The sequence below is a fragment of the Halorubrum salinarum genome, from assembly GCF_013267195.1.
Taxonomy (GTDB): Archaea; Halobacteriota; Halobacteria; order Halobacteriales; family Haloferacaceae; genus Halorubrum; species Halorubrum salinarum.
In genome coordinates, this window is sequence record NZ_CP053941.1 from 815,514 (window position 1) to 830,630 (window position 15,117).

Below are 15,117 nucleotides of genomic sequence, written 5' to 3' on the forward strand. Positions count from 1 at the left end.
GGCGGCGTCGTCGTCTCGAAGGGGAATCTCACCCTCAACTTCGCGCGGACGGACATCCAGTCGGGGTGTGCGCGGTGGGCGCGCATCCAAGACGCGCTCGATGACGCCCGCGTTGAGCTGTACGACCAGCTAGCCGATGATGCGCTCACCGACCAGACGCGGGCGGTTATGGTTGAGCTGCTCACTAGCGACGACGACCTCCGTGAACGGTGGCACGACCGCGATCTCTTCCAGCTCGTCACCGAGACGCCGGTGAGTCTCGCCCGGATTCAGGCGGCCCCGCAGATCGCGTGGCAGGACGACGCGAGCCACGGCGCGGACGCCCTCGTTGAGCGGGGCGCCGTCATTCTGGATACCAACGATTCGGCGACCGACCAGCTCGTGACCGCGGCGCGCGGTGACGACCCGGCCGTGGCGCTGCCGGACGCCTTCGATGTCGCAACCCGGGCGGAGGAGGCGGGCGTCTGGCAAGGGTACTCCCGCCTTGCTGATTCCGAGCTGTCGACGCGCCAAGGGCGGTACCTGCTGTTCGCCCGAGCGCTGGCGGACGCCATCGGCGTTGACCGCACAATTGAGTGGGGTGAGGCCACGCCGGACGCGTGGACGGACGGCCACAGCCGGATCGTGGTGACGGACTCGGCGGTGACGAGCTCCAAGTGGCCGGTGTGGACCCACGATCTCTTTCTCGTGTGCTGTCACGAGGCGGCCCACGATCGGTCAGACAAACGCCGGACGGCCCACGGGCGGCGCTTCGAGAGTCGGTTCCGCGAGCTCGTCGAAGACCCGACCGTGCGGGCGGAATACACCGGGCTCGTGACGGCGATCGCCGACCGCGGGTTCGAGACGGTGTTCCAGGAACGTGGAGTGTCGCTCCGGTAGGGTGTGTCGGGCTCGGCAGGGGTGCGAGCCATGACTTCCAGCCTTCTCCCGGTAACCACCAGTCGCATCGGTCCCGGAGGTGTCCGCTGCGGTTGCGGGTCGTGTGTGCGACCGCACCGCCGTCGGCCGCGCTCCCTACTCCGTAGCGCCCGACTGTGTGACCGGCCTCGGCACGAATCTGCGGGGTATCGCTGATGGCGACGTACGACCGCTGTCCACGCTGTGGCGCACCCGTCGCCGTGGTGGTTATTCGTGGGCCGGAGACCGCGATCTGTCGGCCCTGTGGGCACCGTGTCGCGCCGCCCGATCCGGATGTTCGGTGATCCATCTCGTGGGGTTGTTGGCGCCGGAATGGGTGCCGGCGCACCAAGCGCCGGCGTGATTCGATGTCGACCCGGTGTCAACTCCGGTTCGTCCGGACCCTCGAGGAGGGCCGGACGGCCGATCCGACCGAGCCAGTCGCACAGGTGTACACCCACTCCGACGGGTATCCCGAAGGAGTTCTGGGGCGGCTCCACCAGCTCAAACAGCTGCTGGAGGCGACCCGCAGCGTGCGCGGGCCCGCTTACGCCGCTGCCCAGTACCTCTTCCTCGAGAAGCTGACCTCGATCTCACTGTATCTCGATCCGGACCGTGGCCCCGAGCGGCGGCTCGATGCCGCCTCGCCGGCCGATGTGTGTGATCCCGCACGAATGTCCCACCTCTCGCAGCCGCTGTTTCTGCTCGGCCACGGCGTCGAGGATCCTCGCGTTGGGATCCACGGCGACGAAGAGTACCTGTATGTGGTGGCGATTCCGGAATATTCGCTGGAGCAGGTCGAGCCGCCGACGTGGGAGGTGGCCGTGAGCGAGCCTTGCGGGTTTCCGCGGTGGGACGCGCAGACGGACGCGGCGTTCAGCGCGTCGACGTGGCAGTTTGAAGGATCACTCACAGCGGCGTACCGGAAGTTCGCGGAGACTCGCTAACGAGCCCGGCTGCTCACGAACCGAACGACTTTGACGACGATACGCATAGTGAGGAGTAAGAATGGCCGCTGAAAGCGAACAGCCCAAGATACCCGCCCAGATGTCGTCCGAGGAGGCACGGCAGTACCTCATTAAGTTCCTTGGCCGTCAGGACCTCGACGAGCATAAGGAGATCTACACCGAACTCGCCACGGAATAAACTGAAGAAAGTCGTCTCTCAGCACTCACGCTCTTAACATCGGTGACCTACCTCTGGAAGCTGTAGCCGCTCGCCTTTTCTAAGTCCGACTAGAGCGGTTGATCGTTCGCCAAGCGATATCGCCAGTTGGCCAGTGATACGTACCGGTCCGCCCCGCTCGCCGCTGCCGCCCTCCGCGTCGCTCGCGACCGACCATTCCGGGCTGCGCCGAGCAAGCTCGGCGTTCCGGGCTAAAGTGAATGTGCCCTCGACGCCAGCGCTTCACCCGTTCGGGTCCTGCGGACCGCGGCTGCGCCGCCCGCGACGGACGTGGTTGCGTCGCGGCGAACGGGGAATGCGCTGGCCGCTCGCTCCGGGCGGGTCGGCGCGCGGTGCTGGTTGGGGTCGCCGCACTCGGGCGCGCTCTCGCTCGCGCCCAGGAGGCGCTCGCGAAGGCGCGAGCGAGAGCGCGCAGCTGGTGCTGTCAGTCGTCGTAGTCGTTGAAAGTCCGCGATGAAAGCGCATCGCGGTGGTGGCGCGTGAGCGCCTTCAGGAACGTGTGAGTTCCAATGTCCAGTACCAACTCGAGTCGCAAGGTCGTTACGGTGGATGAACAGGCATTCGAACAAACGGAAAGCGAAGCAATCGATGAAGACGGCTTCCCGGTCGTCGACGAGACGCCAGAGTTCGAGGCCGCGGTCGAGCAGGAGACGCAGGCGAAAGTGGATGCGAACCACCCGGACGGGATCGCGGACACGAGCACCGAGCGGATTCACGGTGTCACCCTCGAACAGGAGGAGCGCATTCGGGCGCGGGAGGCCGAACTGGAGCACATCAGTGCTCAAGCGGAACTGGGCACGCAGGACGGTCGCGAGCAGCGCACGCGCGAGGTCGCCGCACACGGGAGCAAGCAGCGCCGGCGGAAGTTCAAAAAGCGGGCCGCAAGCGTGAACCCGAGAGTTGATCCCGACCGAGATGATCCCCGAGCGGAGCTCTCCCAGGATGAGCTGGCGACAGTGAACACGGAAGCAAACAGACTCGCGACGCGGTTGGATGGCTGGTCACGTGCGGCGATCAGTCGACGACTAGCCGACGCGGTCGTCAACGGCCGGGACCTGACGAGTGCGGTCGTGGGGGTGTTTGAGGAGCTACAGACGGCGCCTGGCCAAGTGGTTCCCATCGGGAAACTCGACGCCGTCGATCGCAAGGAGGTGAGTATCGACGGTCGCGTCAAGACCCTCTGGGATCCCTCGCATCCAAGCATCGCGCAAGTGGGACTCATCGCTGACGAGAGTGGGCACACCCGAGTCACCATCTGGAAGGCCTCAGAAGCGCCGTGGATTGCCGACGGTGAACGCGTTCGCATTCACGGGGCGGCCCGGAACTGGTACGAGGGACGCGTCTCTCTCGCGGTCACCGGCTGGAGCACCATCCACTTCCCCGAGCGCGACCGCTGGTGGGACGTCTAGCCACGTGATGGACCCGTATTTTTCTTCTCGCCGGACCGGCCCAGGCCCCACCGCCCCACCCTCCGCTCCGTGCTCGCTCCCTCCGGTCGCTGCGCGCGCAGCCACAACCGTGAGCAAGTGTGCTGGTGTCTATGAGGTATCGTGAACCTGCGTCAGAAAGGCCAGCCGACGATTCCCAAAGAACTCCGGGGGAAGCATAGAATTGACCCGGGACGCAGGGTTCGCATCCACGAAACCGAGCAGGGAGAAATCGTCGTTGAACCGCTCCCCAGTCTCGAAGCGTTCCGTGAAGCCGCAACTACGGCAGAGCGGGGAACGGCCATCCTTGGTGAAGAGCAGAAGGGCGACAAACAGCGAAGTCAACGCCTCAAGTGAGACAACTAACGACCGCTTCAGAGCGAGACACCCGAGAGTGGCTCGGCCACCCCGTTGCCCACGCTGACAGTGAATGACTGCCCCTTCAGCGATCAAAATGAGCGGGCCAGCACTGGATTCAACAGACCAGACCGTTCTGCTATCGCCCGATTACTTGGCCGTCAGTCGTCAGACGATACGTCGTACCCGGTCTCAGTCGCGTAGTACCGCTCGGCCGGTGACTGCGCCCCCACATACACCCGCACATCAGAAAATAGCAGGAGCAGACCCAGGATCGTCCATGCGCTCCCGACGATCAGCGCCCACCCCCATCCGTTGAACACCCCCAGCGTGAATTGAAACGCCCAGACGGCAACGGCCACCGCCAAGATAGCGACACCGAATGCCATGCTCGCCTCGCTTGCCCGTGAGTCAACACTCATTGATCGCAAACTGTTGGAGATCAATAATAAATCCACTCTGCCAATTATCAGCGAAGAGAATACGTGTGGTACGGACTCAGCCGTCAGTTTCGAGGGTCTCGGACGGGTTAATCGCGGTCGTGACCTCCTCGCTGTGCGTCGCGACGAGTCCGGCCGCCACGAGCGCGCCGTACGCGGCGATTGCCAGCCACCCGTACCCGACGACGGTCAGCCCGGCCGCGCTCATGCCACCCAGCACCCATCCGAACGAGACGCACGCCCACGCGGCGAGCGCGGCGGCGTAGAGGTTGAGTGGCGCGCCGGTGACCGTCGTCTCTTCGAACTCTTCGAGCCGTTCATCGGTCGCGTCGGGCTCGATCACCTCCTCCGGTCGTGCGGCCATACCGGCCGCGACGAGCGTTCCGACCCCGGCGACCGCGAACCACGCGTATCCCACGACGGGGAGCTCTACCGAAATCACGCCGACTGCCCACAGCCCAGTGAAGCCCGCGACGATCACCGCGAGCGCGCAGTACCCCCGAAAACTCTGTGTCACTAGTTGCCTCATTTCAACTAGGAGAACTGTATGGCTGTATAAAAAAGTTACTTCACTTACCGGTTTAACGCCCCCTTCGCGAGCGGCTCCGCCGCCTGGTTGTGGAGCCAACGCATACCTGATACGCTATGTATCAGCAACACCGACAATGGTAGCTGGCCCACTCGTCGGTTTGGGGAGACAGCTTGGGCCTCAGGTCGGTGAGTGTGTAGCTAGGGTGGCTACAGACCGAAAACGTGATCGGAGCCGCAGAATTGTCAGGATGACATCGCATCGTATGGCTTTTGCCTGTGGTATACGAGTACCACCTATGAGTGATCGGCGGACAGCGTGGTTACTCCTTCCACGACCAGTCCGGCGGCTGCCTGCCGACCTAGCAGCAGTTGTTGTTCTGACGTTGCTCACCGTAGGAAGCGTATTTATTCCGGGGATAAATGAGACACCACTACGTGTACTCTTTGGACTTGGATTTGTCTTGTTTCTCCCCGGATATGCGTTCATTGCGGCGTTGTTTCCTGAAAGCAGTCGAGAAGTCTCAGCAGACGACGGTCAGGCACAGACAGTAGCCGACTCTGAATCGGAGGGTAAACCCAACCCAGTTCCGGGGACTGACGCAGCAGAGACAGAAAGGTCACAACCACCTGGTGAGCATCTACAGTCGCAAGGGATCGATGGAATCGAGCGGGTTGCGTTATCCTTCGGATTGTCTATTGCTATTGTTCCGCTTATTGGATTAGTATTGAATTTCACGCCGTGGGGGATTCGACTGGCGCCGGTTGTCCTCTCAGTTACGGTATTCACGCTTGCCTGTGTGAGTATCGCAGCAAGGCGACGCCACGAGTTGCCTGCTGAAGACCAGTTTCGGGTTCCGTACAGGGCGTGGATCGCAGCCGGGAAAGCCGAACTCTTTGAGCCAAACAGCCGGACAGATGCGGCGCTTAATATCGCACTTGTGCTCTCAGTGTTGCTTGCTGTTGGTAGCGTGGGGTATGCCGTTGCTGTTCCACCGCAGGGAGAACAATTCACGGAGTTTTATTTGCTAAGTGAATCCGATGATGGAGAATTAGTAGCGGACGGCTATCCGGATGAACTGGCAGTTGGTGAACAGAGCCAGTTGGTTGTCGGGATCGGTAATAACGAGTATGAACGCACGACGTATACGGTTGTTATCCAGCTACAGACCGTCGAACAGGAGGGGAACACTACAACGGTACGTGAGCGGGAAGAAATTGACCGATTTCAAGCAACCGTTGAACACAACGCTACGCATCACGAACCCCACACATTCCAGGCGCCACAACCAGGAGAGAATCTCCGTGTGAAGTATCTGCTGTACAAAGGAAGTGCGCCTGAGGTACCCACACAAGAAAACGCGTATCGAGATCTACACATTTGGGTTGATGTTGTCAGTCCAAGTGAGGCCAATCAGTTAGCTGAACGTAGGCGCTGAGCCCCTGTTCCCAGCGAGCGCCGGACAAAGCGAGAGTATAAGCAAGGAGAAAGTTCGTGGTGCTTACTAGCTGCTCGGTCAACTATGTAGTAGCGCACTCACGGTGTGGGCTACGGTCTCGTTCGGGTGGATCATTGGTGGATGAGCGCGGCCAGCCTCGTGCTCCTCAACGGTTGGTTGGCGACCACTGTTCAGGTGTTCGTTGGAGGGACCGCACGCGTGACTACCCACGGCGCCAATGTTGCCACTGCGGTCGGCCCGAGTGAGAGCCCTGACACGGGCGAGTGACAGTTGCGGACAGAGACGGAAGCCACTCTCCGGTGAGACGGGAAAAACTCGGTCAGTCCGGACTATTCCAGCTTCATTGTTCCGCAGGGTGGCTACCGTGGCACGGTCAAAACGCCGCCCAGTTCGTCGGTTCCGGCTTTCGGACCCGCAGCTCTTGATCTCCATCGTCGGTACGCCGCGTCTCGATCACGTCGTCGAACAGCGGAACGAACTGCTCGACGGTCGAGGCGTCATGTACGCTGGGGTCAATTGTCACGAACACCGGCCAGCCCGTGCCGACCGACTTCTGTACGAGAATATTAACGAACTGGAATACGTCCGAAGGTGACGTGTACACTAACAGTGGCGAGAGATTCGTGAGCCCGACCGAGAGCTGATCTGTCCTGCGTTGTTCGAGAATGTCGGAGAATTTCATCCCGATAGACGTGAGATTCTCTGGGCCTTGGGCGTACTTTGTCGACGCCGTGTCATCCGGTGGTTGTTCAAAAGTATTTGTGATACAGTCGACAATAACGGGCTCAGACTCGGAACCCGCCGTCAGCCGCTGATACCTCGATCGAACGGATGTTGCCGGTTCTCGCGTCGCTACGATAGCTGGCTGGCCGGGTGACTCCCGCAGCGTTTGGTGGATCAGCCGTCGGCGCCCGGATAAGGTCGGACCGGTTATCAACGTCGTGCCGCCGTCACGAACGGGTAGGTCCATCAACAAGTAGTGATTGACAACCATATAATTAAATTTATCCAATAAATTTATCCGAGAGTCTTCCAGGATTCTCCACCCCGATGAGTAGGCCCAGGTAACTCCTCGTGAGCGGTTTGAACCCGTCGCCCAGAGAGGGTGTCGGCAGGTCGGAACCGAAGCGCCCGGGCCCGAACCAACCCGCCGCGGGCTCAGAACAGCCCGGGCACGAAGACGTAACTGAGGAGCATCCCGAACAGTCCGGCGAACAGCGCGAACAGGGCCATCGGGACGATGGCCTTGCGGAGCAAGTCGCCCTCGCGGCCGGTGATGCCGACGACGCCGCAGATCGCGGCGACGTTCAGCACCGAGACCATGTTGCCGAGGCCGCCGCCGACGTTCTGGAGGCTGACGACGATCGTTCGGGAGAGCTCGACCGTCTCGGCGGCGTTGTACTGGAGCACGCTGAAGAGGATGTTCGAGGAGGTGTTGCTCCCGGTCATGAAGGAGCCGATGGCGCCGATCCACGGCGAGATCATCGGGAGCAGGCCGCCCGCGCCGATCGCGAGCGCGCGGCTGAGCGCCTCCATCATGCCGAGGAGGTCCGCGGTGTTCGTCTGCGACTGGATCATCACCTGCGTCATCGACACCGCGATGATCAGCGTGAGCGCGGCGGGGGCGACCTGCTCGACCGAGCGCCGCCACGCGGCACCTATCTCGTCGATGTCCATCCCGTGGATGAGGCCGGTGAGGACGGCGATGGGGATGAACGGCATCGTCCCCGGGAGGTAGAGGTACTGGAGCGTGTACCCGAGCTCCGTGCCGAGGATCGAGTCGATGCCGACGGTGAAGCCCTGGATCCACGCGAGCACCTCGGTGCCAGCGACGGTGAGGTCGGGCCACCGCGTGACGAGCAGCGCGAGCGCGACGAGCAGGTACGGCGTCCACGCCAGCAGCACCGACATCTCCTTGTTCGGCTGGTCGCGGGAGATCTCGTCGAGGTCCAGCCCGCCGAGCCAGGTGTCGCTCCACGCCGCGTCGTCGGGGAAGTCCCACTCGCGGTCGGGGACGAGGATGTCGTTGTTCGCGAGCAAGAGCCCGACGCCGAGGACGACGAACCCGGCCGCGATGTCGGGGAGCGCGGGCCCGACGACCCACGCGATGGCCAGCTGCGTCCCGCCCGTGACGGCGCCGAGCAGGAGGGCGAACGGCGCGATCGGGAGCGTGTCGCGGACGGCGCCGCCGAGGCTCCGCCCGCCGTCGGCGTCGCCGAACCAGTACGTCAGGAAGAACACGCCGAGCAGGCCCCAGAACACGTAGGTCACCCCCGTGACGACGCCGGACCACGCGGAGACCATCGAGAGGAACTCGCCGACGCTCATCGAGCCCGACAGCGCCGGCTCGATGACGGCGCCGGTGCCGCCGATGACCGGAGTCCCGGCCGCGCCGAACGGCGGGTTCGGCGCGTTGAAGAACAGGCCGAACACCGCGGCCGCAAGCGGCGGGAAGCCGAGCCCGATGAAAAGCGGCGCGGCGAGCGCGCCGGGGGTGCCGAACCCGGCCGCGCCCTCGATGATCGTCATGAAGCCGAGGCCGATGAGCAGCACCTGGATGCGTCTGTCCTCTTCGATCTGGCCGAAGTACCAGCGGATGGTGGCGATGGCGCCGCTCCCCTCGAGGTAGTTCATCAGGAGGATGGCGCCGAAGACGATGAGGATGATGTCGACCGCCTGGAGCGCGCCGTAGACGGCCGACGCGACCAGCCAGTCGAGCTCCATGCCCCAGTACGTCAGTCCGATCCCGCCCGCGAGCAGCCACCCGACGCCCATCGCGCGGGCGGCCGACCACCGCAGTCCGGCGAGCAGGACGAACGCGACGGCGATCGGAATGACGCCGACGAACGCTAGCGTGAGGACTGTTGTCATAGTTGTGTCAGTTGCCCGTACCTTGGCGTCCTACAACGAACCATATGTAAGTTTCTTTTCTGACGATACTTCCCGAACTGATCGGGGCACGGGAGCGTCCTCCGCGGCCGAACGCGCGTTACATATCGTGTCGAGAAATCACGTAGGAGGGAGAGTTCGGGATGCCGGGTGCGCCCGGTCCGGAGCGGGTCGACGCCGTCGGCTTCAGGTGGGCTTATGTATCCCCCGACCGGAGTCGCGGGCATGGACGACCACTCGCACGAGCCCGACCCGGACGCGCGCGTGACCGCCCCGATGCAGGAGTTCGGGACCCGTGAGGTCGGCATCGGCGCGGCCGTCACGCTCGTCGGCCTGCTGATCGCGTACGCGGTGCCGTTCCTCGCAACCTTCTGAGCGCCGCCGGCGCTCTCCGGACGCAGCTATCGACAGGAAATCTCCGCCAGCGGCGCGCTCAGCGCGGGTACCAGGCGAGCGGGTGGTCCGCGGTGAGCTCCAGGGAGACCGGCTCGTCGAGGTCGAACTCCTCGACGTGGTTGTGGAGGCAGTGGACCGCCTCGCCGGAGTCGAGCTCGACCCGGTAGACGAACGAGGGGCCGACGTACTGCCGCGAGGTGACGACGCCGTCGGCGAGCTCGGGGCTCGCCGGCGTCGCGCGGAGGTCGTCGGGGCGGACCAAGACGTCGACGGGCGCTCCGTCGTAGACGGTGTCGTACCCCTCCAGCGTGACGGCGTCGAAGCGGCCGATACCGGTGTCGACCTTCCCGTCGCGGAGTTCGCCTTCGAGGAACGACGCCCGGCCGAGGAAGGAGGCGACGAACTTCGACTCGGGGCGCTCGAAGACGGACTCGGGGCGGCCGACCTGCTCGATCTGCCCGTCGTTCATCACGGCGACGCGGTCGGAGATGGACAGCGCCTCCTCCTGGTCGTGGGTGACCGAGACGGCGGTGACGCCCGCCTCCTTCAGGATGCGGCGCACCTCCTCGCGCATCTCCACCCGGAGGCGCACGTCGAGGTTCGAGAACGGCTCGTCCAAGAGGAGCACCTCGGGCTCGGGCGCGAGCGAGCGGGCCAGCGCCACGCGCTGCTTCTGCCCGCCCGAGAGCTGGTCCGGCGTCTTCTCGCCGTGGTCGGTCATCTCGACCAGCTCTAAGAGCTCGTCGACGCGGGCCTCGCTCTCGGCGGCGTCGGCTTCCGACAGCCCGAACGCGATGTTCTCGCGGACGGTGAGGTGGGGGAAGAGCGCGAAGTTCTGGAAGACGATACCCACGTCGCGCCGCTCCGGCGGGACGAACGACCCGTCGCCGGCGACGACCTCGTCGCCGAGGGTGATGCGGCCCTCCGTGGGCTCTTCGAGCCCCGCGATGGTGCGCAGCGTCGTCGTCTTGCCGCACCCGGACGGGCCGAGGAACGTCAGCAGCTCGCCCGACCGGACGTCGAGCGAGACGTCCTCGACCGCGGTCTCCGGGCCGAACGCCTTCGTCACGTCCGACAGCGACAGGACGTGGTCGGCGTCGTCGCCGGCCGACCGCCGGCCGTCCGAGTCGTCGCGGGGTCGCTCGCTCGTCGCGTCGTCCGACTCGACCGAGCGCGTCGTGCCGACTGGTTCCGTGGATGCCATCGATGAGGGGCGGGCGCCGGGCCGACCGGCGTCCCGCGGTTGCCGCCACATACTTTAGGAGTGCCTAAAAGCGTATCGCTCGCTCTCGCGGCGTCGAAATCGGGTGGTCGCGGGGGCGGACCGCGGACGACCGAAGCCACCACACTGCCGCGTCCCGGCGGTTCAGGCGAGTTCGCGGTCGATCACGTCGCGGTGGTCACGTATCGCGTCGGCGGAGAGCGCGACCGACTCGTCGGCGACCGCGAGCGAGAGCGTCCCGTCCGTCGTCACCTCGCCGAGCCGGAAGACGGGGAGGTCGCCGGCCGCGGCCGCGACGCCCTCGGGGTCGGTGGTCTGGACGAGGAGGCGGCCGGGCGTCTCGTCGAAGGCCGCGACGCGGTCGGGGAGGGTCGCGTCGACGCCGGCGTCGTCAGTCACCAGCTCGGCGAGCGCGACCGCGAGCCCGCCCTCGCTCACGTCGTGGGCCGCGAGCGTCGACTCGTGGCGGGCGGCCGCCGCCAGCGACGCGACGAGTCCGCCGAGGTCGTCGGCGCCGCCGGAGTCGTCGGGCAGCGCCGGAAACCGGTCGCTGCCGCCGGCGTGCGCGAGGTACTCGGAGCCGCCGAGCGCGTCGCCGGCGGCGCCGACGAGCAGCAGTTCGGAGTCGGCCGCGCGGTCGGCGTCGAGCGCGGCCGGCGGCGCGTCGTAGCCGCGCGTCGTCCCCAGCACCGCGAGCGTCGGGGTCGGCGGGATCGGCCCCTCGACGCTGTCGTTGTACAGCGAGACGTTCCCGCCGACGACCGGGGCGTCGAGCGCGGCGCAGGCGTCGGCGAGTCCGTCGACGATCCCCTCGAACGCGCCGTACACGTCCGGCTTCTCCGGGTTGCCGCCGTTGAGGCAGTCGACCGCGGCGAGCGGGACCGCGCCGGTCGCGGCGAGGTTCGTCGCGTTCTCCAAGGCGACGGCGCGGGCGCCCTCGTACGGTGCGGCCGCGGTCCACTTCGGGTTCGCGCCGGAGGCGAGCGCGAGGCCGACGCCGTCGGCTGCGCCGTCGCGGTCGGCGCCGTCCGACTCGGTCTCCCGGATCGCGAGCAGCGCGGCGTCGTCGCCGGGCTTCAGGGCCGTGCGCGTGCCGACCTCGTGGTCGTACTGGCGGTACACCCAGCGCTTGCTCGCGGTCGAGGGGGCCGAGAGGACGGCGGCGACCGCCTCGTCGAGCGGCGGCGCGTCGTCGGGGAGGTCGCGCTCGGGCTCGCTCGGCGGCTCGCTCGGCAGGTCGTTCATCGGCGCGCCGTCGGCGAGGAACTCGGCGGGCGCGTCGACGACGACCTCGGACTCCCCGTCGCCGTCCGCGTCGCCCGCGAACTCGCAGACGTAGTTCCCCGCGGTCACCTCGCCGATGACGGAGCAGCCGAGGTCGAACCGCTCGGCGAGCGCGGCGACGCGGTCGACGTCGTCCGGGTCCACCTCGTAGCACATCCGCTCTTGGCTCTCGGCGAGCAGGATCTCGGTGGCGTTCATGTTCGGCTCGCGCTGGTGGACCCGGTCGAGCTCGATGCGGGCGCCGAGGCCGCCCTTCGCGACGAGCTCGGAGGAGGCGCCGCCGAGTCCGGCCGCGCCGAGGTCGCGGGCCGAGCGGACGAGGTCCTCGTCGAGCAGCGCCTCGTTACACTCGATCAGCCGCTTCTCGGCGTAGGGGTCGCCGACCTGGACCGCGGGGCGGTCCTCGGTCTCCGCGTCCTCGGCGAGGTCCTCGCTCGCGAAGGAAGCGCCGCCGAGCCCGTCGCGGCCGGTGCCGTTGCCGACGAGGACCAGCTTGTTGCCCGGCTCCTGGGCGGTGGCCGTGACGAGCCGCTCCTCGTTCGTCAGCCCGACGCAGGCGACGTTGACGAGCGGGTTCCCCTCGTAGCCGCCGTGGAAGGCGACGCTGCCGCCGACCGTGGGGACGCCGATACAGTTGCCGTAGTGGGAGATGCCCTCGACGACGCCCTCGAAGAGGTACCGGGAGCGCTCGCGGTCGAAGCCGCCGAAGTACAGCGAGTCGAGCAGACCGACCGGGTACGCGCCCATGCTCATCGTGTCGCGGACGATACCGCCGACGCCGGTCGCCGCGCCGTCGAACGGGTCGACGAAGGAGGGGTGGTTGTGGCTCTCGACGCCGAACGTGACGTAGGTGTCGCCGTAGTCGTCGGCGTCGCGCTCGGCCGCGGGGGCGTCGGCCGCGTCGGGCTCGGGCAGCGCGAGGACCGCGGCGTCGTCACCGGGGCCGACCACGACCTGGTCGCCCTCGCTGTCGAACGCCGACAGGAGGGGCCGCGAGGAGCGGTACGCGCAGTGCTCGCTCCAGAGGTTCTCGAATAACGCGGCCTCGGCCGCCGTCGGCTCCCGACCGAGCTCCGCGGTCACGAGCTCGTGGTCCGCATCGGACAGACTCATTCACTTACGTGGTCACCGAGCCGGGTCTAATGCTTTTCTATACGCACGTTCGTGTTGATGCTCTACCGAGATCCCACACAAATTTCGGCGGTGTGCGGCGGCGCGTGCCTGCGAGCGGCCGGAGCGAAGCGGAGGCCGCGAGGCAGCACGCGCGAGGTCGCCGGCGCGACCGAAGGGAGCGACGAGGCTGGGGAGGTATGAGGTGCTGTGTGGGGCGGAGCGGGGCGGGACTCAAACGGGCAGCCGTGCGGCGAGGGCACGCTCGCCGCACGGCTGGGGCTTTGGCGGTGTTCACCACCGACCCGCTCGCAATCACATATGAACGAACGGTCCGCACCCCCGCGACTATTTATAACAGGACGGTCACCGCGGCGAAGACGACCACCGTTCCGGCCGCGCCGAGGGCCATCGCCTTCGCGTTGAGACGGACCGCCTTCTTGCGGTCGGCGGCGAGCGCCTCCTCGTTCTGTATCTCGTTCGCCCCGTCGCCCACGTCGAAGACGCCCATCCCGGCGAAGCCGATACAGAAGCGCTCGCGGTACTGTAACGCGCCCATCGCGGCGCCGTACAGCGGGACCACGGCGGCGATCAGCGCCCACCGCGGCCACGCGAGCGCGACGACCGCCGCGACGTAGGCCGCCGCGGCCACCAGCGACCCGACGCCGAGGAGGAGCCGCCGTCGCTGTTGGGTCGGTCCGATGTTACACACGCCCGGTTGATACTCCATATCGTCGGAACGGGCGGGAGAAGCAAAGCCCCAACGGATCGGTAACGGACCGGACAGGGCTGACGGTGGTTTATTACGGACCGGCCGGAATCGGATCACGAACACAGATGGGGGACCGCGACAGAGAGCGACGAGCGCGGGACCTGCGGCGGTACGAGACGATCCTCGAGTCGCTCGACGACGCCGTCTACGCCATCCGACCCGACGGCACGATCGTCTACGTCAACGAGCGGTACGCGGAGATGAAAGGCGTCGACCGCGAGGAGCTCCTCGGTACGGACATCTACGACTGGGTGAGCGAGGAGACGGCGGAGCGCGCGCGGCGGGAGCGGGCCGCGATGCGCGAGGAGGGTCGCGACGCCGGCTCCATCGAGTACGAGTTCGAGCCGGTCGACGGCGAGCCGTTCCCGGCGGAGATGCGGTTCGGCCCGACCGAACTCGGCGACGACGGGGAACTCGGTCGGGTCGGCGTGATCCGGGACGTAAGCGAACGGAGGCGACGGGAGCGCGAGTTGGAGCGACGGAACGAGCGGCTCGACGAGTTCGCGAGCATCGTGTCACACGACCTCCGGAACCCGCTGGACGTGGCGCGGGGGCGCCTCGAACTCGCCCGAGAGGAGGTCGACTCGGAGCACCTCGACGCGGTGGCCCGCGCCCACGAGCGCATGGCGACGCTCATCGGCGACCTCCTGACGCTGGCGCGCGAGGGCGTCGACGTCGAGTCGATGGAGGCGGTCGACCTCGCCGCGGTCACGCGGGAGTGCTGGCGGGGCGTCGACACCGCGGACGCGACGCTGAACGCGGAGACGGCCCTGACGGTCCGCGCGGACCGGAGCCGGCTCAGACAGCTGCTGGAGAACCTGATCCGGAACGCGGTCGAACACGGCGGCGAGGCGGTCACGGTCACCGTCGGCGACCTCGACGGCGGCTTCTACGTCGCGGACGACGGGCCGGGGGTTCCGGAAGGAGAGCGCGACGCGATCTTCGAGGCGGGCCACACGACCGAGCCGGAGGGGACCGGCTTCGGGCTCGCCATCGTCGAGCGGGTCGCCGAGGCGCACGGCTGGACGGTGTCGGTCGCCGCGAGCGACGACGGCGGCGCGCGCTTCGAGTTCACCGGCGTCGACATCGAGTGACGGAGGTGGCCCGGCGGGGGCGGCCGGCCCGCCTCGCCGCGGTAGAAACCGTGAAA

General features: G+C 66.6%; 15 protein-coding genes. 8 read left to right on the forward strand and 7 right to left on the reverse strand.

Going from position 1 to position 15,117, the window contains the following annotated elements; genetic code table 11:
- The first annotated feature begins 168 nt into the window (after positions 1–168).
- The 5 genes from HPS36_RS04155 (at position 169) to HPS36_RS04175 (ending at position 3,866) form a co-directional block, all read left to right on the forward strand.
- Complete coding sequence (locus HPS36_RS04155) at positions 169–879, forward strand: hypothetical protein (RefSeq protein ID WP_235681739.1); 711 nt, start codon at positions 169–171, stop codon at positions 877–879.
- 386 nt (positions 880–1,265) lie between these two features.
- Positions 1,266–1,844 carry a hypothetical protein gene (locus HPS36_RS04160; RefSeq protein WP_137716532.1) on the forward strand — a complete coding sequence of 193 codons (579 nt, stop codon included), beginning with the start codon at positions 1,266–1,268 and terminating at the stop codon, positions 1,842–1,844.
- Positions 1,845–1,905: 61 nt separating this feature from the next.
- Positions 1,906–2,043, forward strand: coding sequence for a hypothetical protein (locus tag HPS36_RS04165; RefSeq protein WP_173228622.1), 138 nt, complete (start codon positions 1,906–1,908; stop codon positions 2,041–2,043).
- A gap of 548 nt (positions 2,044–2,591) precedes the next feature.
- Positions 2,592–3,491, forward strand: coding sequence for a replication factor A (locus HPS36_RS04170; protein WP_173228623.1), 900 nt, complete (start codon positions 2,592–2,594; stop codon positions 3,489–3,491).
- Between the two features lie 141 nt (positions 3,492–3,632).
- A complete protein-coding gene (locus HPS36_RS04175; protein ID WP_173228624.1) occupies positions 3,633–3,866 on the forward strand; it encodes an AbrB/MazE/SpoVT family DNA-binding domain-containing protein in 234 nt (77 codons plus the stop codon).
- A 161-nt stretch (positions 3,867–4,027) separates the two neighbouring features.
- On the opposite strand, the gene HPS36_RS04180 is transcribed toward HPS36_RS04175, so the two are convergent.
- Both HPS36_RS04180 and HPS36_RS04185 read right to left on the reverse strand, forming a co-directional pair.
- Positions 4,028–4,288, reverse strand: coding sequence for a hypothetical protein (locus HPS36_RS04180; protein WP_173228625.1), 261 nt, complete (start codon positions 4,286–4,288; stop codon positions 4,028–4,030).
- Positions 4,289–4,364: 76 nt separating this feature from the next.
- Entirely contained in the window at positions 4,365–4,835 is a 471-nt protein-coding gene (locus tag HPS36_RS04185; protein ID WP_173228626.1) for a hypothetical protein, read from the reverse strand.
- A gap of 298 nt (positions 4,836–5,133) precedes the next feature.
- Between HPS36_RS04185 and HPS36_RS04190 the strand changes: the two genes are divergently transcribed.
- Positions 5,134–6,273, forward strand: a complete 1,140-nt coding sequence (locus tag HPS36_RS04190; RefSeq protein WP_137716527.1) for a DUF1616 domain-containing protein — start codon at positions 5,134–5,136, stop codon at positions 6,271–6,273.
- 394 nt (positions 6,274–6,667) lie between these two features.
- Here HPS36_RS04190 and HPS36_RS04195 read toward each other — a convergent pair whose 3' ends face one another.
- Positions 6,668–7,264, reverse strand: a complete 597-nt coding sequence (locus HPS36_RS04195) for a DUF7504 family protein (protein WP_173228627.1) — start codon at positions 7,262–7,264, stop codon at positions 6,668–6,670.
- Between the two features lie 188 nt (positions 7,265–7,452).
- Positions 7,453–9,165: an L-lactate permease gene (locus tag HPS36_RS04200; RefSeq protein WP_173228628.1), complete on the reverse strand. Its 1,713-nt coding sequence runs from the start codon at positions 9,163–9,165 to the stop codon at positions 7,453–7,455.
- 243 nt (positions 9,166–9,408) lie between these two features.
- On the opposite strand from HPS36_RS04200, the gene HPS36_RS04205 reads away from it, so the two are divergent.
- Complete coding sequence (locus HPS36_RS04205; protein ID WP_173228629.1) at positions 9,409–9,558, forward strand: DUF7550 family protein; 150 nt, start codon at positions 9,409–9,411, stop codon at positions 9,556–9,558.
- A gap of 58 nt (positions 9,559–9,616) precedes the next feature.
- Here the strand turns inward: HPS36_RS04205 and HPS36_RS04210 are convergent, their stop codons facing one another.
- The 3 genes from HPS36_RS04210 to HPS36_RS04220 form a co-directional block, all read right to left on the reverse strand.
- Entirely contained in the window at positions 9,617–10,783 is a 1,167-nt protein-coding gene (locus HPS36_RS04210) for an ABC transporter ATP-binding protein (protein WP_173228630.1), read from the reverse strand.
- A 162-nt stretch (positions 10,784–10,945) separates the two neighbouring features.
- Positions 10,946–13,198, reverse strand: a complete 2,253-nt coding sequence (purL, locus tag HPS36_RS04215) for a phosphoribosylformylglycinamidine synthase subunit PurL (RefSeq protein ID WP_173228632.1) — start codon at positions 13,196–13,198, stop codon at positions 10,946–10,948.
- Between the two features lie 349 nt (positions 13,199–13,547).
- Positions 13,548–13,925, reverse strand: coding sequence for a hypothetical protein (locus HPS36_RS04220; protein WP_137716522.1), 378 nt, complete (start codon positions 13,923–13,925; stop codon positions 13,548–13,550).
- A gap of 107 nt (positions 13,926–14,032) precedes the next feature.
- On the opposite strand from HPS36_RS04220, the gene HPS36_RS04225 reads away from it, so the two are divergent.
- The gene (locus tag HPS36_RS04225) at positions 14,033–15,061 is read left to right on the forward strand and encodes a PAS domain-containing sensor histidine kinase (protein WP_137716521.1); all 1,029 of its coding nucleotides are present in this window, start codon (positions 14,033–14,035) and stop codon (positions 15,059–15,061) included.
- The last annotated feature ends 56 nt before the right edge of the window (positions 15,062–15,117 follow it).

Excerpts from the sequence above, each read along its gene's own strand:
- HPS36_RS04165 (WP_173228622.1), top strand. The coding sequence starts at position 1,906 with ATGGCCGCTGAAAGCGAACAGCCCAAGATACCCGCCCAGATGTCGTCC.
- HPS36_RS04195 (WP_173228627.1), bottom strand. The coding sequence starts at position 7,264 with ATGGACCTACCCGTTCGTGACGGCGGCACGACGTTGATAACCGGTCCG.
- HPS36_RS04225 (WP_137716521.1), top strand. The coding sequence starts at position 14,033 with ATGGGGGACCGCGACAGAGAGCGACGAGCGCGGGACCTGCGGCGGTAC.
- HPS36_RS04170 (WP_173228623.1), top strand. The coding sequence starts at position 2,592 with ATGTCCAGTACCAACTCGAGTCGCAAGGTCGTTACGGTGGATGAACAG.
- HPS36_RS04200 (WP_173228628.1), bottom strand. The coding sequence starts at position 9,165 with ATGACAACAGTCCTCACGCTAGCGTTCGTCGGCGTCATTCCGATCGCC.
- HPS36_RS04210 (WP_173228630.1), bottom strand. The coding sequence starts at position 10,783 with ATGGCATCCACGGAACCAGTCGGCACGACGCGCTCGGTCGAGTCGGAC.
- purL (WP_173228632.1), bottom strand. The coding sequence starts at position 13,198 with ATGAGTCTGTCCGATGCGGACCACGAGCTCGTGACCGCGGAGCTCGGT.
- HPS36_RS04180 (WP_173228625.1), bottom strand. The coding sequence starts at position 4,288 with ATGAGTGTTGACTCACGGGCAAGCGAGGCGAGCATGGCATTCGGTGTC.
- HPS36_RS04220 (WP_137716522.1), bottom strand. The coding sequence starts at position 13,925 with ATGGAGTATCAACCGGGCGTGTGTAACATCGGACCGACCCAACAGCGA.
- HPS36_RS04160 (WP_137716532.1), top strand. The coding sequence starts at position 1,266 with ATGTCGACCCGGTGTCAACTCCGGTTCGTCCGGACCCTCGAGGAGGGC.
- HPS36_RS04155 (WP_235681739.1), top strand. The coding sequence starts at position 169 with ATGGTTGAGCTGCTCACTAGCGACGACGACCTCCGTGAACGGTGGCAC.
- HPS36_RS04205 (WP_173228629.1), top strand. The coding sequence starts at position 9,409 with ATGGACGACCACTCGCACGAGCCCGACCCGGACGCGCGCGTGACCGCC.
- HPS36_RS04185 (WP_173228626.1), bottom strand. The coding sequence starts at position 4,835 with ATGAGGCAACTAGTGACACAGAGTTTTCGGGGGTACTGCGCGCTCGCG.
- HPS36_RS04190 (WP_137716527.1), top strand. The coding sequence starts at position 5,134 with ATGAGTGATCGGCGGACAGCGTGGTTACTCCTTCCACGACCAGTCCGG.